The following is a 20703-nucleotide window of genomic DNA, read 5'->3' on the forward strand; positions in this document are numbered from 1 at the left end:
TCAGCGGGTGGGTCGCGGGTCGCGGCCGGTCGTCTGCGCGGCCACGTCCTGCCGGCGGGGGATGCCCACGGCGGTGATGAGAATGCTGAGCGCCATGGTCGCCGCTCCGATCGAGAAGACGATGACGAACACCGACTCGTGCGGGTGGTCGTCGGGCATCAGGTGACCGGCGATCAGGGCGACCACCAGTGCGCTGCCGAGGGCGCTGCCGGCCGACCGGGTGATCGAGGCCATCGCATTGGCCAGTGCGGTCTCGTGAGGGCGGACGACGGCGGTGACGACGGCGGGCACGGCGGCGAAGCCCATGCTGAAGGCCGCATTCGTGATGACGCCGCCCATGATGACCTGCCAGGCCCGGTCGTGGAACGCCAGGAGCTGCAGGTAGCCGAGCAGGCCCACGACCGAGGAGACGAGCAGTGTCGCGCGACCGCCGAACCGGCTGACCCACATGCCGCCCAGCGGGGAGGCGATGATGCCGATGCTCGCGGCCGGGAGCAGGTAGACCAGGCTCGTCTCGAGCACCGAGGCCGAGAAGCCGTGTCCGTGACTCTCGGGAACCTGGACGAGCGCCGTGATCGCCAGGAAGATCAGGAACATCCCGAAGCCGATGAAGAAGCCGATCGCATTGGCCGATGCCAGGGTCCGGTCGCGCAGCATCGCGATCGGCACCAGCGGCTCACGCACCCGGTTCTCGACCGTGAGCCAGACGGCGAAGGTCACGACCGCGCCGACGAGGCAGCCGACGGTCGTGACGCTCGCCCAGCCCCAGTCGTTGCCCTGGGTCATGGCCAGCAGCAGCAGGATCAGGGCGACGCCCAGCAGGAACCCGCCGGTCCAGTCGACGCGGCCGGTGCGGTGGGGGCGATCGCGGGGAATGACCACGAGGGCCAGGACCAGCAGCACCAGTGCCACGGTCAGCGTGAACCAGAAGATGTTGCGGTAGTCGCGGTCGCCGTGGGTGAGGATGCCGGTCAGGACGAGTCCGGCTCCGGCGCCGACACTGATCGCACCGGTCAGGAACGACAAGCCCAGCGGCAGCCGCTGGGGCGCGAGGTGGTCGCGCAGGATTCCCACGGACAGCGGGAAGAGACAGAACGAGGCCCCCTGCACGGCGCGGGCGACCAGCAGCAGCCAGTAGGAGGAGGTCGCGGCGGCCAGCAGCGATCCGGCGGCGACCGCGACGACGACCACGAGCACGAGGCGGCGGCGGCCGTGGAGGTCGCCGGACTTGCTCAGGACGGGGGTCAGGACCGCCGCGGCCAGCAGGTTGATGGTGACGACCCAGCCGATCGCGGCCGTCGAGACCTCGAGGTCGCGGCTCATCTTGCCCAGCACGGGGACCGCCATCGTCTGCAGCAGCGCGGTCACGGTGGACAGCAGGGCCAGGACGCAGACCAAGGTCGCGCCGGACGTCCGCGTCGGGCGGTCGGCCCGGCGACGCGTGGTGTTCGGTGACATCGGCGTCCCGGCTCGCTTCCTGCGCACGAGGCGCGGTTGACAATCGGGCGGACCCCAGCCAAAGTTGAAACTGAAGTAAGATTCATGTTAGCTCCATCGCGCCCCGGGCGCGAGCACTATTTCCCATTGATCTCGAGCAGAGGACACGTCCATGAGAGAGGCTGTGGTCGTCTCGACCGCCCGCACCCCGATCGGCAAGGCCTATCGCGGGGCGTTCAACAACACCCAGGCCCAGCAACTCGCCGGTCACGCCATCGCCGAGGCCGTGAAGCGGGCCGGCATCGACGGCTCCGAAGTCGAGGACGTCGTCCTGGGCGCGGCGATGCAGCAGGGCAGCTCCGGTTTCAACATCGCGCGTCAGGGCGCCCTGCGCGCCGGCCTGCCGACCTCCGTCGCCGGCATGTCGGTCGACCGCCAGTGCGCCTCGGGCCTCATGGCGATCGCGACCGCGGCCAAGCAGATCGTCCACGACGGCATGGACATCACGATCGGTGGCGGCGTGGAGTCGATCTCGCTGGTGCAGAACGAGCACATGAACGGGCACCGGGCCAACGATCCGTGGCTCGAGGAGCACCGTCCCGACCTGTACATGCCGATGCTGCAGACCGCCGAGATCGTGGCCGAGCGCTACGGCGTGAGCCGCGACGCCCAGGACGAGTTCGCGCTGCTGTCGCAGCAGCGCACGGCCGCCGCCCAGGCGGCCGGCCGGTTCGATGCCGAGATCGTGCCGTTCGAGTCGGTCCAGCTGGTCCAGGACCGCGAGACCAAGCAGATCAGCGAGCAGCGCGTGACGCTGGCGAAGGACGAGGGCAACCGCCCGTCGACGACCCGCGAGTCGCTCGCCGGCCTGTCCGCGGTGCTGCCCGACGGCCAGGTGACCCAGGTGTCGAGCGTGACCGCCGGCAACGCCTCGCAGCTCTCCGACGGCGCGTCCGCCTCGGTGCTGATGGAGGCCAAGGTCGCCGAACAGCGCGGTGCCCAGGTGCTCGGCGTCTACCGCGGCATGGCCGTCGCGGGCTGCGATCCCGACGAGATGGGCATCGGGCCGGTCTTCGCGATCCCGAAGCTGCTCAAGAACCACGGGCTCACGGTCGACGACATCGGCCTGTGGGAGCTGAACGAGGCCTTCGCGTCGCAGGCGCTGTACTGCCGCGAGGCCCTGGAGATCGATCCGGAGCGCTACAACGTCAACGGCGGGGCGATCTCGGTCGGCCACCCGTACGGCATGACCGGCGCGCGCCTCGTGGGCCACTCGCTCATCGAGGGCAAGCGCCGCGGCGTCCGGTACGTCGTCATCTCGATGTGCATCGGTGGCGGCATGGGCGCCGCGGGCCTCTTCGAGGTCGCGTGATGTCCGCGCAGCTCATCGGCGGCACCAGCACCGAGGACGACGTCTACGGCCAGGTCGGTGACGGCATCGGCACCATCACGCTGAACCGTCCCGATCGCCGCAACGCGCTGTCCGATGCGATGGTCGCGGGACTGGAGTCCCTGCTCGACGCGATGCAGGAGTCGCCGGAGGTCGGCGTCATCGTCATCACGGGCGCCGGCAAGGCGTTCTGCTCCGGCGGCGACGTGCAGGACTTCGACGCCAAGGGTGGCGAGGGCGGCGGCAGCACCGAGGTGGACGCCGCGGCCGTCGAGGCCCAGCGGCAGGCTCAGCGCGCGACGGTCGCCAAGATCTACCGCAGCCGCAAGCCCGTGATCGCGGCGATCCCGGGCGCTGCGGCCGGCGCCGGCCTGGGCCTGGCCCTCGCGGCCGACTTCCGGATCGGCAGCGAGCGGGCCGTCTTCGCGACGGCGTTCGGCGCGGTCGGGCTGTCGGGCGACTTCGGCGTGGCGTGGCTGCTCAACGACATCGTGGGGCCGGTGAAGGCGCGTGAGCTCATGCTGCTGAACCCGAGGGTCCGCGCCGAGGAGGCCCGCTCGCTCGGCCTGCTCAACGAGGTCGTGCCCGAGGACGAGTTCGACGCCCGGGTGCGCGCTCTGGCCGAGCAGCTCGCGAACGGACCGGCGCTGGCCTATGAGTACATGCTGGACAACCTCGACCGCGCGCCCCGCGTGAGCCTCGAGGAGAGCATGGACGCCGAGGTGCCCCTGCACAAGGCGACCGGCCTGACCGAGGACCACATCGGCGCGGTCCGCGCCTTCGTGGAGAAGCGCACGCCGACCTTCGGCCGGCGCTGACCACCGATCGAGAGGAACCGCATGATCAACGTGACCGCGGCTGTCACGGTCCGCGAGGACCGCACGGCCGACTTCGAGGCGGCCGTCGCCGCCGCCCGCCCGGGCATGCTCGCCGACCCCGGCTGCACGCGCTGGGACCTGCAGCGGGTCAGCCGGTCCGAGGTGGACTACGTGCTGCTGGAGGAGTACGTCGACGGTGACGCCCTGCGCCGCCACGGCCAGTCCGCCGAGTTCGTCGCCTTCGGTGAGGTTCTCCAGGACCTCATCGCCGGCCCGCCGGTCCTCTCCGTGCTGAAGCCGGTCGGTGAGCAGTCCCGCTAGCGGGCTGCCCGAGGGGCATGAGGCGGGTTCGCTGGTCGACGAGCGACAGGTCCGGGCGCTGCCCGTGACCGCGCGCGGCCAGCGGACCCGCGAGTCCCTGGTCGCGGCGGCGCGGCGGGTGTTCGAGCGCGACGGGTTCATCAACTCGCGCCTGACGGACATCGCCCGGGAGGCCCGCACGTCGATCGGGACGTTCTACACGTACTTCGACGGCAAGGACGAGGTCTTCACCGCCGTCCTGCAGGTCGCCCAGGACGACATGCTCCACCCGGGCCTGCCGCGGGTGGAGGAGGATCCGCAGAACATCGCTGCGGTCCTGGAGGCGTCGAACCGCGCCTACTTCGAGGCGTACCGGCGCAACGCGAAGCTCATGGTCCTGCTCGAGCAGGTCGCCACGATCAACCCGGACTTCCGCGTCCTGCGCCTTGAGCGCTCGAAGGTGTTCACCGACCGGGTCGCGCGCTGGATCGAGTCGATGCAGGAGTCCGGGATGGCCGACCCGACCCTGGAGCCGCTCATGACGTCCCGTGCCCTCGCCAGCATGGTGAGCCGCCTGGCGTACTACTCCTTCGCGCTGGGGGAGGAGTGGGACGTCGACGCGATGGTCGAGACCTCCACCAAGCTGTGGTTCAACGCGCTCGGGATGAATCCGCCCGGGTCGGCCATCGATCCGTGATCCCCGCTGTCGCGGACCATTGCCACCGAGCCACCCACGCGCTAGCCTGAGTTGAATCTGAATTCACCTTTGGGAGACTCCCGTGGAATTTGCCTACGACGCCACCACCAACGACCTGATCGAGCGCCTGACCTCGTTCATGGACGAGTTCATCTATCCCGCCGAGGCGACCTTCTGGGAGCAGCTCGAGGCTGCTCCCGACGTGTGGTCGCCGCCGCCGGTGATCGAGGGCCTGAAGGCCGAGGCGAAGAAGCGCGGCCTGTGGAATCTGTTCCACCCCGGCGCCGAGGGCGCCGGCCTGACGAACCTGCAGTACGCGCCCCTGTGCGAGATCATGGGCCGCAGCCTGCACATCGCCCCCACGGCCACGAACTGCGCCGCGCCGGACACCGGCAACATGGAGGTGCTGAGCATGTTCGGCACCGACGAGCAGAAGAAGCAGTGGCTCGAGCCGCTGCTGGCCGGTGAGATCCGCTCGGCCTTCGCCATGACCGAGCCGGCCGTCGCCAGCTCGGATGCGACGAACATCGAGACCTCGATCGTGCGCGACGGCGACGAGTACGTCATCAACGGCCGCAAGTGGTTCATCTCGGGTGCGATGAACCCGAACGCCAAGATCATGATCGTCATGGGCAAGACCGATCCGAACGCGTCGCGTCACCGCCAGCAGTCCCAGATCCTCGTGCCCCGTGACACCCCCGGCGTCGACATCAAGCGCGGCATGCGGGTCTTCGGCTACGACGACCGCGACCACGGCGGCCACGCCGAGGTCGTCTTCACCGACGTGCGCGTGCCGGTCTCGAACCTCATCGCGGGCGAGGGCGAGGGCTTCGCGATCGCCCAGGCCCGTCTCGGGCCCGGACGCATCCACCACTGCATGCGTCTGATCGGCATCGCCGAGCGGAGCCTCGAGCTGATGGTCGCGCGCGCCAACGACCGCGTCGCCTTCGGCAAGCCCTTGAGCGAGCAGGGTGTCGTCCGTGACTGGATCGCGGAGTCGCGCGTCAAGATCGAGCAGATCCGACTGCTGACCCTCAAGGCCGCCTGGCTGATGGACACGGTCGGCAACAAGGGCGCGCACACCGAGATCCAGGCGATCAAGATCGCCGCGCCCCGCACGGTGGAGTGGATCGTCGACAAGGCCATCCAGGTCCACGGCGGCGGTGGCCTGAGCCAGGACTTCCCGATCGCCGAGTGGTTCGCCCAGGTGCGCACGTTGCGCTTCGCCGACGGACCCGACGAGGTGCACAAGAACGCCCTGGCGCGCCACGAGCTGCGGAAGGTGGCCACGCGTGACTGACGTGCGCGCGGAGGTGGCGGCCCTGCTGGCCCGCTTCGACCTCGAGACCGTCGACCCCGTCGAGTTCCTCGGCGCCCGCTTCGACGCCGGCCTGGCGTGGGTGCACTTCCCCGTCGGGCGCGGCGGGCTGGGTCGTCCTCGCGACGAGCAGCAGGTCGTCGAGCAGTTGCTCGCCCAGGCCGGAGCGCCGGCGCCCGACCTCGGCCTGAACAGCATCGGCCTGGGCATGGCGGCCCCGACTCTCATCGCCTTCGGCACGCCCGAGCAGCAGGACCGCTACCTGCGACCGCTGTTCACGTGCGAGGAGGTCTGGTGCCAGCTCTTCAGTGAGCCCGGCGCCGGGTCCGATCTGGCCGGTGTGGCGACCCGAGCCGTCCTCGACGGCGACACCTGGATCGTGAACGGCCAGAAGGTCTGGACCTCCGGCGCCCAGAACGCCCAGCGGGCGATCCTCGTCGCACGGACCGACCCGACGGTCGTCAAGCACGCCGGCCTGTCGTACTTCGTGGTCGACATGAGCGACCCCGGGGTCGACGTGCGTCCGCTGCGCCAGATCACCGGTGAGGCCGAGTTCAACGAGGTCTTCCTCAGCGACGTCCGCGTCCCGGACACCGACCGGGTGGGTGCGGTCGGCGCCGGCTGGCGCGTCGCCACGACGACGCTCAACAACGAGCGCGTGGCGATCGGCAGCGGCGCGGATCGCGAGGCCGGACAGATCGGCATCGTCACCGAGCGCTGGCGGCGCGACCCGTCCGTGCGGTCCGCGGCCGAGCACGACCGGCTGATGTCCTGGTGGGTCGAGACCGAGGTGACCCGCCTGGCCGGCGAGCGACTCCGTCAGCAGCTCGCGGTGGGCCAGCCCGGCCCCGAGAGCTCGGCGATGAAGCTCGCGTTCGCGAAGCAGGCTCAGCAGGTCTCGGGCTTCGCCCTGGAACTCGATCCCGACGCGGGCCTGCAGTACGACGACTGGACGATGGTGCGGACCGGCTCGGCCAGCTTCCTGGGCCGCGGTCCGGGCTTCCGCTACCTGCGCGCCAAGGGCAACTCGATCGAGGGCGGGACGTCCGAGATCATGCGCAACGTCGTGTCCGAGCGTGTCCTGGGCCTGCCCGCCGACCATCGCCCCGACAAGGGCGTTCCCTTCAACGAGGTGCCCCGATGACTGAACTTCTCTACTCGGACGTCGAGGAGTCGCTGCGCTCGAGCGTGCGCGGCGCACTGAGGCGCACCGTCGATCCCGCGACCGTGGCGGCGCTCTACGACGCCCCGGACACCGACGTCTCGGCCGCCTGGTCCGCCCTCGCGGGGGACCTCGGCCTGGCCGGGTTGCTGGTCCCCGAGGAGTGGGGCGGCGCGGGTGCCGGCGCGCGCGAGGCGTCCGTCGTGCTCGAGGAGCTGGGCCGCGCCGTGGCGCCGGTCCCGTTCCTGGAGAGCGCCGTCATCGCGACGACCGCGTTGCTGGCCGTCGAGGCGCAGGACGTCCTGGAGCAGCTGGCCTCGGGCGACCGACGGGCCGTCCTCGTCCTGCCCTGGTCGGCCCGTGCCGGCGCCTGGTCGGCGGGGGAGGGAGTCACGGCTCCGGTCGCCGGCGCCCTCGGCGCCGACCTGTTCGTCGTGCCGACCTCGGTCGACGGGACCGTGCAGCTGGTGCTGCACGAGACCGCTGACGTCGCGGCGCTGACCTCGCTCGACATGAGCCGGCCGCTGGCATCGGTCGCGCCGACGGGCGAGGGGCGCGTGCTGGCCGAGGGCGACACCGCGGTCGCGGCCGTCGATGCCGCGCTGGCCGCGGGTGCCGCCCTGCTCGCCTCCGAGCAGCTGGGCCTCGCGCAGTGGTGCCTCGAGACCACCGTGGAGTACGCCAAGACGCGCATCCAGTTCGCCCGGCCGATCGGCTCGTTCCAGGCGATCAAGCACCGGCTCGCCGACCTCTACCTCGAGGTCACCCAGGCGCAGGCCGCGGCGCGGTACGCGGCGGACACGCTGGCCACGCGAGACCCCGACGCGCCCGTCGCGCAGGCGGTCGCGCAGTCCTACTGCTCCGACGTCGCGGTGCACGCGGCCGAGGAGGCCCTGCAACTGCACGGCGGCATCGGTATGACCTGGGAGCACGGGGTGCACCTGTACCTCAAGCGCGCCAAGTCCGACCAGCTGGCACTCGGGACGCCGGCCGCCCATCGCGCCGATCTGGCCGGGCTCGTCGACCTTCCGCAGCACTGACCTTTCGACCACGACCGACCCCACCTCCACAGAAGTAAGGACCACCATGGACACGAATGCACTGTTCAGTCTCGAAGGCCGCTCGGCCCTCATCACCGGCGGCTCGCGCGGCATCGGCAAGATGATCGCGGAGGGCTTCCTGAGCCAGGGCGCGCGCGTCTACATCTCGGCCCGCAAGGCCGAGGCGTGCGACGCGACGGCCGAGGAGCTCTCGCAGTACGGCCAGTGCGTCTCGCTGCCGGCCGACGTCTCGACCCTCGACGGCATCAACGACCTGGTCGCCCGCTACCGCGAGCACGAGTCGAGCCTGGACATCCTGGTCAACAACGCCGGTGCCGCCTGGGGAGCCCCGTTCGACGAGTTCCCCGAGTCCGGCTGGGACAAGGTCATGGACCTCAACGTGAAGTCGCTGTTCTTCCTCACGAAGGCGCTGAAGTCGGACCTCGTCGCCGCGTCGGGCGATCACCTGGCGAAGGTCATCAACATCGCGTCGATCGACGGGATCAGCCTGAACCCGCAGGAGACGTACTCCTACCACGCGAGCAAGGCCGGCGTGATCCAGCTGACCCGCCGGATGGCCATCCGCCTGATCGAGGACCGGATCGCCGTCAGCGGCATCGCGCCGGGCGCGTTCGCCTCGAACATGAACAAGGACGCGCGCGATCGCGGCGACGAGATCAAGGCCGAGATCCCCGCGGGCCGCATCGGCGACCCCGAGGACATGGCCGCGGCCGCGATCTACCTCGCCGCGCGGTCGGGCGACTACGTGGTGGGCTCGACCATCACCGTCGACGGGGGCGTCACCCACGCCCGCTGACGCCGCTGTACCCAGCCCTCCCGGTCTCCCCACGAAGGAGATCGGGAGGGCTTTTCTAAAGTTGAACTCAATATTGACTCCAGTCGCCTAGTCCTTCAAGATGGGGCGAACGTGTGAGCACGATCACAGCCCTTTGGAGGAGAACGACGATGGCAAGAACCAGTGCAGCGGTGGTGCTCGGGACCGTCGCGGTGATGGCCCTGAGCGCCTGCGGAGGCGAGGCGAAGGGCTCGAACGGAGCGGCCGGCGAGGTCCCGGAGAGCATCGTCATGGACCTGCGGAACGACATCGACACCTTCGATCCGGCGATCTCCTCGTCCGACCAGGGCTCGATGCAGCTGTTCGAGGCGCTCTACGACACCCCGGTCCGCCAGGACCGCAAGACCGGCGGCGTCGCCCCGGCGATGGCCACGAAGTGGGACGTCACGCCCACGAAGGTCGTCTTCACCCTGCGCCCCGACCTGAAGTGCAGCGACGGCTCGGACCTGTTGCCGTCGGACGTCGCCAAGAACATGCAGCGGCTCGCCGATCCGAAGTCCGGGTCGCCGTTCACGGGGCGCCTCTTCGGACCCGGTGGAGCCAAGTCGATCGTCGGTGACGACGAGGCCGACACCCTGACGATCGAGGTCAACCAGCCGCACGCGGACATGCTGGAGTCGATGACCAACGCGTTCGTCGTCTGCCCGAAGGGGCTGAAGGACGTCGAAGGCCTCGGCACCGCACCGCAGGGGTCAGGCCCGTACAAGATCGCGTCGATGAAGCGCGGTGACGAGTACGTGCTCGAGGCCTGGGACTCGCCGGCTCTCGGCGATGAGGAGGTACCGGCGAAGATCACGATGCGCGTCGTGACGTCGGACTCCACCCGCGCCAACCTCTTCGAGACCGGCGCCACGGACATCGCCGCGATCCTCGGTCGCGACAACGAGCGGCTGGTGAAGGACAACGAGCCGATCCAGGGCAAGGCGTACGGCGCCGACGCCATCTCGTTCAACGAGCGCAAGGGGCGCCCGTTCGCAGACGAGCGCCTGCGCCGCGCCATCGCGCACGCCGTCGACCCGGAGGGGTTCACGAAGGCCGCCTCGTTCGGTCTGGGCGAGCCGACCCGGACGTTCATCACGCCGGACATGAACTGCTACACGCCGGAGAACGAGAAGTTCACGCCGGAGTTCGACCTGGACCGGGCGAAGGCGGAGCTCAAGGCGGCCGGGTACGGCCCGGGCGGCAAGGAGCTGACGATCGAGATGCTGGGCTACGACGTCCAGAACTCCGGACCGGAGTACCTGGCCGACGCAGTGCGCCAGCTGGGCGTCAAGGTCAACATCACCAGCGGCACGCAGGCCCAGGCGGCGGGCACGATCTACGGTGAGAACGAGAACTGGGACATGATCGTCTACCCGTACCAGACCGCGATCCGCACGCCCTTCCCCATGGCCACGAAGATGAGCTCGGTCTACGGCGAGGGTGGCGCGCTGAACTGGGGACGCGTCGACAACGACACGTTCGACGCGATGGTCAAGGACCAGCTCTCGCGGGTGGAGGGTGACGAGCGCTGCAAGCTCTGGGGCGAGGCCGAGGCCGCGCTGCTGGAGCGGGTGGACTTCGTCCCGCTGATGATCCCCGTGGCGAACTACTTCAGCAAGGGACTCACCTTCGACGCGGGCTACCGCGTCGTGAACCTGCGCAGCATCCGCAACGCGGGCTGACGCCCACGAGCCAGCAGCCCCACCGGATCCCCCCTCCGGTGGGGCTGTTGTCGTCCTCAGGCGCCGGCGAGCGAGCGGACCGTCTCGATCGTGTCGGCCTCGGCCGGCTGCTTGTCCTCGCGGTAGCGGACGACGCGGGCGAAGCGCAGTGCCAGTCCGCCGGGGTAGCGGGTCGAGCGCTGGAGCCCGTCGAAGGCGATCTCGACGACCTGCTCGGGTCGCACGTGGACGACGTGTCCCTCGCGATGGGTCTCGAGGGCGAGGAAGCGCTCGGTCTGCCAGGCGAGCATGTCGTCGGTCATGCCCTTGAACGTCTTGCCGAGCATCACGAACCCGGTGGGGGAGGACTCGTCGCGGGCGCCGAGGTGGATGTTGGACAGCCAGCCCCGGCGCCGGCCGGAGCCCCACTCGACGGCGAGGACGACCAGGTCGAGGGTGTGCACCGGCTTGACCTTGACCCAGGCCGCGCCGCGCCGGCCGGCCGCGTAGGGAGCGGAGAGGTCCTTGAGGACCACGCCTTCGTGGCCGGCGGCGACGGTCTCGGCGGCGAAGGCGTCCGCGGCCTCGACGTCGGAGGTGACGAGGCGTCGGACCCGGTGCGGCTCGGGCACGAGCGCGTCGAGGGCGGCGAGACGCTCGTGGCCGGGGGAGTCCAGCAGGTCGCGGCCGTCGACGTGGAGCACGTCGAAGAAGTGCGGCGTGATCGCGACTCCGACTGCCTGGGCGGTGCGGCTGGCGGTGTCCTGGAAGGCCAGCGGGCGGCCGTCCTCGGAGAGCGCGAGCGCCTCGCCGTCGAGCACGAACCGGGTGGCCGGCAAGGACCGGGCGACCTCCACCACCTCGGGCAGCCGCGCGGTGATGTCGTCGAGGCTGCGGGTGACCACGAGCACCGCGTCGCCGTCGCGGTGGACCTGGATGCGGATCCCGTCGAGCTTGGCGTCGACGGCGACCTCGGTGCGGCCGTCGGGGGAGAGGCCGGCCATCGCGGCGGCCACGTCGGGCGCGCTGGAGGCCAGCATCGGCATGACGGGCCGGCCGACCTCGAGGCCGATCGCGGCCAGTGCCTCCTCGCCCTCGAAGGCGGCTGCGGCCGCGGCGACCGTGCTGCCGGCGAGCATCGCCGCTCGGCGGACGGTGGACGCCGGCACGTCGGCGACCTGCGCGATGGCCTCCTGCGTGACGGCGTCGAGCGCGCCCTGGCGGAGGTTGCCGGTGACGATCGCGCGCAGCCACGCCTGCTCGGTGCCGGTGGCGCGCCCGAACAACTCGGTGACGGCCTGCTGGCGCGCGCCCTGCGACCCGGGTCCGGACAACCGGGACATCGCCTCGAACGCCACGTCGACCTCGAGGACGCTGAGCGATGGCTCGCCGGCCGGCGGGACCGTCGCGCTCACGCCCCGCCAGCCCAAGCCGGTGCGTCGCTGGCGCAGCGCACCGCCGAGGTAGGACACGACGACCGCGAGCTCGTCAGGCTCGGTCCGGCGCAGCAGCTCCGCGAGCAGCGCGACCTTCGCCTTCCGCGAGCGGGTGGCTGCGACCTCGGACGAGGTGGCGACGAGCTCGGCGAGCAGCATGCACCCATCCTGCCGCTCGGCACGGACAGTCGCTGGCGCCGACGGGCAGGATGGATCCGTGGACGCCGGTCGGATCAGGGAGCGCTTCGTGGGCCGGATCGCCGGCGTCGGCAGCACGAGCGGCATCCGGGTGGTCGTCGGGCGTTGGGACTCCTCGCCGTGGGGTGCGTTCGCCGACGTGATGCTCGAGGACGCGACCGGCCATCGCGTCCTGCTGGCGCCGTCCGATCGCGTGCGGGACTTCGTCGCGGCGACCTACGCGTTCGACGAGCACGTCATCGAGCCCGTGTCCGTCACGGACACCGCCGACGGGTGGCAGGTCTCGACGCCGTCGCTGTCGCTCCGGCTCGTGACCGGAGGCCGCACTCCGCTCGGCGCGCTGCTCGGACTCGTCCCGAAGCGAGTCGCGACCGCACCCGCGTGGTGCGGCGCGATCGACCCTGTCGCGCGCGTCGTCATGCGCGGCGTGCGGACCCGCGGGACGGCCGGCAACGACCGCCGCGAGTGGTACGGCGCGACGTCGGTCGTCGCGGTGGACGCCATCGCCGGGACCTGGCGAGGGACCGACCTCGGGACGCTCGCCCCGGTCGACCCGCCGTGCCACTTCGGCTTCTCGAGCACGCCGGCGAGGCCCTCGGTGACGAGCGTCGTGACCACGATCGAGCGGCTCGCGTAGCCGCTCAGGCGGTCACCAGGTGTCGATGTAGCGGTGCGACCCCTCGCCCTGCCAGTCGCCGAGGGTCGCCACGATCCAGCGGCGGGTGTCGGCGGGGTCGATGACCTCGTCGAGCTCGAGCTTCATCGCACCGTTGATCGCCTTGCCGGCCTCGTAGTGCTGGGCGACGAGCTCCTCGTAGCGCTCGGCGCGGGCGTGCTCGTCCTCGATCGCGGCCAGCTCCTTGGAGAAGCCGAGCCGGACCGCGCCCTCGAGCCCCATACCGCCGATCTCGCCGGTCGGCCAGGAGAGGGTCGCCGTCGTCTGGGCGAAGCCGCCGGCGGCCATCGCCTGGGCGCCCAGGCCGTACGCCTTGCGCAGGACGATCGTCGTGAGCGGCACCGTGAGGTGCGACGAGATGACGAAGAGCCGGCTGAAGTGGCGGACCGTGGCGGTCTGCTCGGCGTCCGGCCCGACCATGAAGCCCGGGGTGTCACACAGTGACACGACCGGGAGTCCGTGAGCGTCGCACAGCTGCAGGAAGCGGGCCATCTTGTCGGCGGCGTCCGCGTCGATCGCTCCGCCGAGGTGCGCGGGGTTGTTCGCGACGAGCCCGTACGGACGCCCCTCGATCCGCACGAGGGCGGTGATGGCGCCCACGCCGAACTCGCGGCGCAGCTCGAGCACGCTGTCGGTGTCGACGAGGTCCTCGATCACCCGGCGGATGTCGTAGACCTGCTTGCGGTTCTCGCCGATGGCGTGGCGCAGCCGGCGCTGGTCGGCGGCGGTCCACGTCCGGCGGCCGCCCTGGAAGTAGGACAGGTAGCGCTGCGCGACCCCGATCGCCTCGGCGTCGTCGGCGACGACGATGTCGACCACGCCGTTCGGGGCCTGGACCGACATCGGGCCGATCTGCTCGGGGGTGAAGACGCCCAGTCCGCCGCCCTCGATCATCGCGGGACCGGCCATGCCGAGGTTGGCGTCCTCGGTCGCGATGATGACGTCACAACAGCCCAGGAGAGCCGCGTTGCCGGCGAAGCAGCGTCCGGTCAGGATGCCGATGGTCGGGACCACGCCGCTGAGCGAACCCATCGTCGAGAACGTCCGCACGTTGAGTCCGGCAGCCATCAGGTCGGCCGTGTCGGTGTCGCCGGGGCGACCTCCGCCGCCCTCGGCGAAGAGGACGACCGGCAGTTTCCGGTCGCGCGCCAGTTCCAGCAGGCGGTCGGTCTTCTTGTGGTTGAAGTAGCCCTGCGTGCCGGCGAGGACGGTGTAGTCGTAGGCGAGCACGGCGCAGCGGTTCGCGGCGTCGTCGGTGCCGTTGATCGTGCCGAGGCCGGTGATGATGCCGTCGGCGGGAGTGTTGTCCATGAGGTCGTCGAGGCTGCGGCGCTGCCGCTGGGCGGCGACCGTCAGCGAGCCGTACTCGGTGAAGGTGCCCTCGTCCACGAGCAGGTCGATCCACTCGCGCGCCGTGAGGTGACCGCGGGCGTGCCGTTTCGCGACGGCGGTGGTCCGGGCGGCGTCGCGGGTGCGGGCGATCCGCTCACGCAGTTCGGCCAGGTCGGGACGGACGTGGTCGAGGTCGACCTCCGCGTCCTCGGCGTGCTGGTGGTCGACGGTGTCGTCGGGTGTGACCACGGCGATCGGCTGGCCGGCCGCCACTTGCTCACCGACCGCGACCAGCACCTCGGTGACGGTGCCGGCGAACCCGGCGGTGATCGGGTGCTCCATCTTCATCGACTCGAGGGTCGCGAGCGGCGTCTTCGGTCCGACGGTGTCACCGGGCTCGACCGACACGGCCAGCACGGTGCCGCTCATGACCGAGGACACGGTGTCGGACTCCTCGGTGGTGCGCTCGGCGTCCGCCCGCTCGGCCAGGAGGCGGTCGAGCCACGCCGTGGTGACCTCGCCACTGCGGACGGCGTCGTGCGCGAACAGCTCGCGCAGCAGCGGGACGTTGGTCCGCACGCCCTCGATCCGCAGGGCGGCGACCGCCGCGTCGGCGTCGGCGCAGGCCGCCGTGTGGTCGCCCTCGGTGACGGTCACGACCTTCGCGAGAAGCGAGTCGAAGGTGCCGTCGACGACGGTCCCGACCGAGATGCCGGTGTCGACCCGGACACCGTCGGGGGCCGAGAAGCCGGTGACGGTGCCGGTGGTGGAGACGACCGTGCCGCCGACGACCTCCTCGGCGTTGACGCGCGACTGGATCGCGACGACGCCCGGACGGGGTTGCACGTCGGTCGGCACACCCGCCTCGTCGAGCCCGTGGCCGGCCGCGACCAGCAGCTGGGCACGCACGAGGTCGGTCCCGGTGACCTCCTCGGTGACGGTGTGCTCGACCTGGAGCCGGGGGTTGACCTCGATGAACACGGCGTCGAGTGGGCCGCCGCGGCGCAGCAGGTCGGCGTTGACGAGGAACTCGACCGTGGCCAGGCCGCGGTAGCCCAGGGGAGCGACGAGGTCCTTGGCCCACGTGGTCAGCTGGTGCCGGTGGGCATCGGTCAGCGACGGACTGGGGGCCACCTCGATCACCTTCTGGTTTCGCCGCTGGACCGAGCACTCGCGCTCGCCGAGCGTGACGACGCCCGAGCCGTCGCCGAGCACCTGGACCTCGATGTGCTTGGCGCTGGCGAGGAGCCGCTCGGCGTAGACCGCAGGGTTGCCGAAGGCCCGCTCGGCCTCGGAGCGGCACCGCTCGTACGCGTCGGCGAGATCCGCGGGGTCGGTCACCGGACGCATGCCGCGCCCGCCGCCACCGGAGACGGCCTTGATCATGATGCCGGAGGGGTGGCGCTCGAGCAGGGCGGCGACCTCGGCGAGCGAGGCGTCGCGGCCGGTCGCGTCGAGCACAGGAACGCCGTGGGTGACGGCATGCTCGCGCGCCAGGCCCTTGTCGCCGAACAGCTCCAGGATGCGCGGCTCGGGCCCGACGAAGCCGACGCCGGACTTCTCGCACGCAGCGGCCAGCTCGGCGCTCTCGCTGAGGAAGCCGTAACCCGGGTGCACGAGGTCCGATCCGCTCAGGACGGCGGCCGCCACGATGCCCTCGACGTCGAGGTAGCCCGCGACGCCGGACTGGGGGAGCAGCCAGCTGTCGCTGCCGGCGGCCTCGTCGGACGTGTGGACCCGCTGCGGCGTCCAGCCCAGCGCCTCCACCGCACGCTCGATCCGGACGGCGATCTCGCCGCGGTTGGCGATCAGGACCTGCATCACGAGCACCTCTGAATCTGAATTCAGGTTGGACAGCGGTGGCTCACGCTACCGCTCACCGCCGCCCGGGACAACGGCCGTCGCGGTCAGGGACGACGGGCCGACAGCACTCGGAAGCCCTTGCTGCTGGCGACCCGCTCGGTGGGGTAGCCCTGGTCGACGAGCCAGCGTTGCAGGGTGTCGGCGCCGAGGTTCTTGCCCACGACCAGACGCGCCTCGCCCCCGGTCTTGAGCCGAGGCAACCAGGTCAGCAGCAGCTCGTGCAGGGCGTCCTTGCCGATGCGGATCGGAGGATTGGACCAGATCGCGTCGAACCGCAGGTCGGACGGAACCTGGTCGGGCAGCGCCGGGTGCACGTCGAGCCCGGCCGCGTTCTGCGCCGTGAGCTCGAGCGCGCGCTCGTTGACGTCGACGGCCCACACGGTGCTGCCGGCCTCGGCCAGCGAGCAGGCGATCGGACCCCAGCCGCAGCCGAGGTCGAGCACGACCGAGCCGACCGGGGGCGGGGTGCTCTCGGAGAGCAGGATCGCGGTGGCCTTGTCCAGCGAGCCACCGGAGAACACCCCGGTGGAGGTCACGTACTCGCGGCGGTTGCCCCAGACCTCGACCGTGACGGTGCGGCGCTCGTCGTCGGTGAGGGGCGTGGCGTCGAAGTAGTGGCTCACGCGTCGGGCTCGTTCTCGGCGGTCCAGGCAGCCAGCACGGACGGCGTGGCCGTGACGCGCCAGGCGTCGGTCAGCAGCTCGCGCAGCTCGACCGGATCGATCTCGCCCGGGCGGAACAGGACGACGTTGGGCGAGCGGTCGCGCAGGTGGTCGTTGGTGTGGAACGGCGTGGCGGCGTCCTGGATCAGGGCCTCGGCCTCGTCGCGGTCGACCTTGACCGCGACGCAGCCGGGGGAGTCGTCACGGTCGCGCCACCAGGCCACGAGTCGCCCGCCGGTCTTGACCCCGGGCATGCCCCACGACGTACTGGCCTCGGTGTCGGGGAACCCCAGCAGGAAGGCCTCGATGTCGGTCCACGTCGTCGCCGCATCCATGAGGTCAGTCTGGCACGGCCGGCAGACGTTCGAGGAACGTCGTTTGCGCCGCGACGATGACCTCGGCGGCCTCGTCGAGGCCGAACCACTCGACCCGGTCGAGCTCGGGGAAGGCCTGGGTCGTGCCCGAGCCGGGCGGCCACTCGAGGTCGAACGTGCCGGGCGCGACGGACGCGGGGTCGAGATCGGCCTCGACGGCCCACACCCGGACGTCCTTCTTCGACTGGCGCACGGTGCCCAGATCGACCCACGGACCGTCGGGAACGGGCACGCCGAGCTCCTCGAGGAACTCACGAGCGGCGGCGTCGCGGGCGTCCTCGCCGGCCTCGAGCACACCCTTGGGGATGGACCAGGCCCGCTCGTGGCGCCGGGCCCAGAAGGGTCCACCCAGATGCCCCAGCAGCACCTGGCGGCGGCCGTCGCGCACCCGGTGCAGGAGGATCCCCGCGCTGAGCAGGCGGGCCATCACTCGTCCCGGCGTCGCCGCGCCTGCTCGACCCGCGCGGCCAGCTGGTCGTCGGCGGGATAGACGACCTCCTCAAGCACCAGGCCGTGCGCGGGCATGACCTTGACCCGGGGGTCGCGGACCTCGCCAGCCAGGATCTCGGCGGCGAACTCCGGCGGGAAGCGGCGCTCGCCGACGGCCACGAGGCAGCCCATCAGCGAGCGGACCATCGAGTGGCAGAACGCGTCGGCGCGCACCGTGGTGGCGATCGTCTCGCCGCCGCGCATCGTGCGCAGGGTCAGCAGGTTGCGGATCGTCGTGGCGCCCTCGCGCTGCTTGCAGAACGAGGCGAAGTCGTGCTCGCCGAGCAGGTGCTGGGCCGCCTCGTTCATGAGCTCGACGTCCAGCGGCTTCGGCATCGCGGCGACCATGCGGCGCTGCAGCGGGTCGGGGCCGGCCGGGTGGTCGGTCATCCGGTAGACGTAGCGTCGCTCGATCGCCGCGAAGCGGGCGTCGAAGTGCTCCGGCGCCTCGGTCACGCGCACGATCCGGATGTCGCCGGGAACGATGCGGCGCAGACGCCGCTCCAGCACGCCCGGGTGGCTGTCGACGTCGACGTGGGCGACCTGGCCGCGGGCGTGGACGCCCGCGTCGGTCCGGCCCGCGCAGGTCAGGCGCGGAGGCTCGGGCAGGCGCAGCACGGTGGCGAGGGCGGACTCGATCTCGCCCTGGACCGTTCGCAGTCCCGGCTGGGTCGCCCAGCCCCTGAACTCGGTTCCGTCATAGGCCAGATCGATCCGCATGCGCACGACTCCACGGTACTGGGCCGCTTTCCCCGGTGACGCCGCGCCGTATTCGGCTTAGCGTGGAGGCATGCGCACCATGATCGGGCTGGTCGCGGCGGTACTGGCGATCTCCGTGCTGTCGCCGCCGGCTCCAGCCGGCGCCGCGAGCTCCGGCGTGAGCCGCATCCTGCTGACGCCGACCTCCGACCCGGCGAGGTCGCAGTACGTGTCGTGGAGCCGTCGGTCGGTGACCTCGGGCCAGCGGGTCGTGGCCGTCGCCCCCGACGGCACGACGCTGTCCGTGCCCGCGCGACGCAAGCTCGGCACGACCACCCGCACGGCCGGCAGCCGTCAGTACCGGTACTACGTGCGGCTGAGCGGGCTCGCGCCGTCGACGCGGTACCGCTACCGGATCGTGGGTAGGGGCTTCACGTCGGCGTGGCGCACCTTCGCGACGGCCGGAGGCGCGAACCAGTCGTTCCGGCTCCTGCAATTCGGTGACACCCAGATCGACAACGACGGCGTCCCGGAGCGGATCATCGACCGAGCCACCCAGCGCTACCCCGAGGCCGGGCTGCTGTTGCAGGCCGGCGACGTGGTGAACAAGCCGTGGGTGGGCCGAGAGTGGAGTGAGCTGGCCCGTGCGCTGACGCCGTCGGGGCAGCGGAGCAACTGGATCTCGTCGATCGGCAACCACGAGCAGTGCAAGCTCAAGTCCTCCTGCCGCTCGGGCGAGGGGCGTGGTTTCCGCTCCTACTTCCAGTTCCCCTCGAACGGTTACCCCGAGCAGCGGCGGACGTGGTTCTTCGTCGACCGGGGGCCCGCCCGGATCATCGTCCTGGACAGCTTCGGCAAGGACCTCAAGCGCCAGTCGGCCTTCCTGGCGGACGCGTTGCGGACGAACCCGCGGGCGTGGTCGATCGTCCTCATGCACTCCGGTCCCTTCGCCTCGGTCGGCGACCGCAAGAACTCCGAGATGCGCCGCTGGTTCCTGCCGGCGATGGAGCGGTACGACGCGGACCTCGTCCTGTCGGGTCACGACCACTCCTACGCCCGTGGCCGCAAGGCGGGCGTCACCTACCTGACCTCCGTCAGCGGCCCGAAGTACTACGGCTCCTCCGCGAAGGACTGGAAGCGCGGCGGTGCGACCCGGGTGAAGGCGGCGTACCGGACGTCGACCTACCAGGTGGTGACGGTGACGCCGTCGAAGCTCTCGGTGCGCGCGGTCGTCGGCCACCGGGGCAAGGGCGCCAAGCCCTCGGCGAAGGTCGGCTCGACCCTGGATGGGTTCACCCTGACCCGCTGAGTGTCCTCAGCTGGTCGAATCGAGCGCGCTCAGGTCGATGCTCGTGCCGCGCAAGGGCTCGCCGCACTGGTCGCAGGTCAACTCGCCGGCGAAACGGGCTCCGCACGCGCGGTGCGTCTGGATCAGCGCAGGTCCCTCGTCGCTGCCGAACCACCGCTCGGACCAGCCGATCGTCATGGCGATGACGGGGAAGAACGCCAGGCCCTTGGCCGTCAGCCGGTACTCGGACCGCTCGGCGGCCGACTCGCCGGTGACCTGCTCGATGATGCCGTGCTCGCGCAGCGTGCTGAGTCGGCCCGAGAGCAGCGACGGCGGCAGGCCGAGCGCGGCCTCGAACTCGCTGAAGCGCCGCACGCCCAGCAGGGCTGCGCCCATCAGGGCCCAGGACCAGCGGTTGCCGAAGATGGCCATGGTGTCGGGATAGAACGTGTGCCCGACGGCGGCTCCGCGGGTGGAGGAGCGGCGTCGCGTGGCGACCTCGGGCACCGAGCTGCGCCACCCGCCGGTGGGTCCCCATGCCGTGTCGAGGTCCTGGACGGCGACGGGCCGGTGGCACTCGCGGCAGGTCAGGACGGGGGTCGTCTCCTGTCCGCAGGTGATGTGGCGCATCGGCGGGGTCTCGTAGGAGTGCTCGTGCACCCAGGTGCGCTCCCAGCCCCAGATCGCGGTCAGGATCGGCCACGTGGCGCGGCCGGAGTCGGTCAGGACGTACTCGGCGCGCGGCGGGCGCTGCTGGTACTCGTGCCGGGCCATCAGGCCCGAGCGGACGAGGGTGTCCAGGCGGCCGCTGAGGACGGCGTGCGAGATGGGCATCCGGGTCGAGAACTCGGTGTAGCGGCGGCAGCCCAACAGGGCGAACCGCAGCAGGAACAGGGTCCACTCGTCCCCGAGGACGCCGAAGCCACGGGAGAGTGCGTTGGGTGTGCTCGGTCCGGCGGGCTCGTCGGAGGAGTAGCCGCGAATGCTCACTCGGGCATCCTAGGCGCCTCGACGTCCCGGGGCGC

The 20703-nt window shown here is 71.2% G+C and carries 19 protein-coding genes; 11 read left to right on the forward strand and 8 right to left on the reverse strand.

Features of this window, described 5'->3' with window-relative positions:
• Window positions 1–1458, reverse strand: coding sequence for an MFS transporter (locus tag GL325_RS14185; protein WP_187769935.1), 1458 nt, complete (start codon window positions 1456–1458; stop codon window positions 1–3).
• A gap of 151 nt (window positions 1459–1609) precedes the next feature.
• Between GL325_RS14185 and GL325_RS14190 the strand changes: the two genes are divergently transcribed.
• The 9 genes from GL325_RS14190 (at window position 1610) to GL325_RS14230 (ending at window position 10682) form a co-directional block, all read left to right on the forward strand.
• Window positions 1610–2809, forward strand: coding sequence for an acetyl-CoA C-acyltransferase (locus tag GL325_RS14190; protein WP_154595807.1), 1200 nt, complete (start codon window positions 1610–1612; stop codon window positions 2807–2809).
• A complete protein-coding gene (locus GL325_RS14195; RefSeq protein ID WP_187769936.1) occupies window positions 2809–3645 on the forward strand; it encodes an enoyl-CoA hydratase-related protein in 837 nt (278 codons plus the stop codon). The genes GL325_RS14190 and GL325_RS14195 overlap by 1 nt, the downstream gene beginning before the upstream one ends.
• 21 nt (window positions 3646–3666) lie before the next feature.
• Entirely contained in the window at window positions 3667–3966 is a 300-nt protein-coding gene (locus tag GL325_RS14200; protein WP_154595805.1) for a putative quinol monooxygenase, read from the forward strand.
• Complete coding sequence (locus tag GL325_RS14205; RefSeq protein WP_223111310.1) at window positions 3950–4642, forward strand: TetR/AcrR family transcriptional regulator; 693 nt, start codon at window positions 3950–3952, stop codon at window positions 4640–4642. Before GL325_RS14200 ends, GL325_RS14205 begins: the two co-directional genes overlap by 17 nt.
• An 82-nt stretch (window positions 4643–4724) precedes the next feature.
• The gene (locus tag GL325_RS14210) at window positions 4725–5942 is read left to right on the forward strand and encodes an acyl-CoA dehydrogenase family protein (protein ID WP_187411730.1); all 1218 of its coding nucleotides are present in this window, start codon (window positions 4725–4727) and stop codon (window positions 5940–5942) included.
• Entirely contained in the window at window positions 5935–7104 is a 1170-nt protein-coding gene (locus GL325_RS14215) for an acyl-CoA dehydrogenase family protein (RefSeq protein ID WP_187411731.1), read from the forward strand. Before GL325_RS14210 ends, GL325_RS14215 begins: the two co-directional genes overlap by 8 nt.
• A complete protein-coding gene (locus tag GL325_RS14220; protein WP_187769937.1) occupies window positions 7101–8162 on the forward strand; it encodes an acyl-CoA dehydrogenase family protein in 1062 nt (353 codons plus the stop codon). The genes GL325_RS14215 and GL325_RS14220 overlap by 4 nt, the downstream gene beginning before the upstream one ends.
• A 46-nt stretch (window positions 8163–8208) precedes the next feature.
• Window positions 8209–8979: an SDR family oxidoreductase gene (locus GL325_RS14225; protein ID WP_154595803.1), complete on the forward strand. Its 771-nt coding sequence runs from the start codon at window positions 8209–8211 to the stop codon at window positions 8977–8979.
• A 149-nt stretch (window positions 8980–9128) separates the two neighbouring features.
• The gene (locus GL325_RS14230; protein ID WP_187769938.1) at window positions 9129–10682 is read left to right on the forward strand and encodes an ABC transporter substrate-binding protein; all 1554 of its coding nucleotides are present in this window, start codon (window positions 9129–9131) and stop codon (window positions 10680–10682) included.
• 56 nt (window positions 10683–10738) lie between these two features.
• Here the strand turns inward: GL325_RS14230 and GL325_RS14235 are convergent, their stop codons facing one another.
• Entirely contained in the window at window positions 10739–12256 is a 1518-nt protein-coding gene (locus GL325_RS14235) for an ATP-dependent DNA ligase (RefSeq protein WP_187769939.1), read from the reverse strand.
• 58 nt (window positions 12257–12314) lie between these two features.
• Here GL325_RS14235 and GL325_RS14240 point away from each other — a divergent pair, with 58 nt between their 5' ends.
• Complete coding sequence (locus GL325_RS14240; RefSeq protein WP_223111311.1) at window positions 12315–12932, forward strand: hypothetical protein; 618 nt, start codon at window positions 12315–12317, stop codon at window positions 12930–12932.
• A 12-nt stretch (window positions 12933–12944) separates the two neighbouring features.
• Here the strand turns inward: GL325_RS14240 and GL325_RS14245 are convergent, their stop codons facing one another.
• The 5 genes from GL325_RS14245 to truA form a co-directional block, all read right to left on the reverse strand.
• On the reverse strand, window positions 12945–16124 hold the full coding sequence (locus GL325_RS14245) for a carboxyl transferase domain-containing protein (RefSeq protein WP_187769940.1): 3180 nt from the start codon (window positions 16122–16124) through the stop codon (window positions 12945–12947).
• 86 nt (window positions 16125–16210) lie between these two features.
• Window positions 16211–16789, reverse strand: a complete 579-nt coding sequence (locus GL325_RS14250; RefSeq protein WP_255956225.1) for a methyltransferase — start codon at window positions 16787–16789, stop codon at window positions 16211–16213.
• On the reverse strand, window positions 16786–17163 hold the full coding sequence (locus GL325_RS14255) for an MmcQ/YjbR family DNA-binding protein (RefSeq protein ID WP_187769941.1): 378 nt from the start codon (window positions 17161–17163) through the stop codon (window positions 16786–16788). The genes GL325_RS14250 and GL325_RS14255 overlap by 4 nt, the downstream gene beginning before the upstream one ends.
• 4 nt (window positions 17164–17167) lie before the next feature.
• A complete protein-coding gene (locus GL325_RS14260) occupies window positions 17168–17629 on the reverse strand; it encodes an NUDIX domain-containing protein (RefSeq protein WP_187769942.1) in 462 nt (153 codons plus the stop codon).
• Window positions 17629–18417 (reverse strand): tRNA pseudouridine(38-40) synthase TruA, encoded by a 789-nt coding sequence (gene truA / locus GL325_RS14265; protein ID WP_255956226.1) that lies wholly within the window; start codon window positions 18415–18417, stop codon window positions 17629–17631. Before truA ends, GL325_RS14260 begins: the two co-directional genes overlap by 1 nt.
• 64 nt (window positions 18418–18481) lie before the next feature.
• On the opposite strand from truA, the gene GL325_RS14270 reads away from it, so the two are divergent.
• Window positions 18482–19699, forward strand: coding sequence for a metallophosphoesterase family protein (locus GL325_RS14270; RefSeq protein ID WP_187769943.1), 1218 nt, complete (start codon window positions 18482–18484; stop codon window positions 19697–19699).
• A 6-nt stretch (window positions 19700–19705) separates the two neighbouring features.
• Here the strand turns inward: GL325_RS14270 and GL325_RS16035 are convergent, their stop codons facing one another.
• Window positions 19706–20668: a helix-turn-helix domain-containing protein gene (locus GL325_RS16035; protein ID WP_222865833.1), complete on the reverse strand. Its 963-nt coding sequence runs from the start codon at window positions 20666–20668 to the stop codon at window positions 19706–19708.
• Between the last annotated feature and the right edge of the window lie 35 nt (window positions 20669–20703).

The organism is Aeromicrobium sp. 636, assembly GCF_024433585.1.
In the GTDB taxonomy this organism is placed as follows: Bacteria; Actinomycetota; Actinomycetes; order Propionibacteriales; family Nocardioidaceae; genus Aeromicrobium; species Aeromicrobium senzhongii.

Excerpts from the sequence above, each read along its gene's own strand:
- GL325_RS14270 (WP_187769943.1), top strand. The coding sequence starts at position 18,482 with ATGCGCACCATGATCGGGCTGGTCGCGGCGGTACTGGCGATCTCCGTG.
- GL325_RS14185 (WP_187769935.1), bottom strand. The coding sequence starts at position 1,458 with ATGTCACCGAACACCACGCGTCGCCGGGCCGACCGCCCGACGCGGACG.
- GL325_RS14220 (WP_187769937.1), top strand. The coding sequence starts at position 7,101 with ATGACTGAACTTCTCTACTCGGACGTCGAGGAGTCGCTGCGCTCGAGC.
- GL325_RS14190 (WP_154595807.1), top strand. The coding sequence starts at position 1,610 with ATGAGAGAGGCTGTGGTCGTCTCGACCGCCCGCACCCCGATCGGCAAG.
- GL325_RS14200 (WP_154595805.1), top strand. The coding sequence starts at position 3,667 with ATGATCAACGTGACCGCGGCTGTCACGGTCCGCGAGGACCGCACGGCC.
- GL325_RS14195 (WP_187769936.1), top strand. The coding sequence starts at position 2,809 with ATGTCCGCGCAGCTCATCGGCGGCACCAGCACCGAGGACGACGTCTAC.
- GL325_RS14230 (WP_187769938.1), top strand. The coding sequence starts at position 9,129 with ATGGCAAGAACCAGTGCAGCGGTGGTGCTCGGGACCGTCGCGGTGATG.
- GL325_RS14260 (WP_187769942.1), bottom strand. The coding sequence starts at position 17,629 with ATGGCCCGCCTGCTCAGCGCGGGGATCCTCCTGCACCGGGTGCGCGAC.
- GL325_RS14255 (WP_187769941.1), bottom strand. The coding sequence starts at position 17,163 with ATGGATGCGGCGACGACGTGGACCGACATCGAGGCCTTCCTGCTGGGG.
- GL325_RS14245 (WP_187769940.1), bottom strand. The coding sequence starts at position 16,124 with ATGCAGGTCCTGATCGCCAACCGCGGCGAGATCGCCGTCCGGATCGAG.
- GL325_RS14225 (WP_154595803.1), top strand. The coding sequence starts at position 8,209 with ATGGACACGAATGCACTGTTCAGTCTCGAAGGCCGCTCGGCCCTCATC.
- GL325_RS14235 (WP_187769939.1), bottom strand. The coding sequence starts at position 12,256 with ATGCTGCTCGCCGAGCTCGTCGCCACCTCGTCCGAGGTCGCAGCCACC.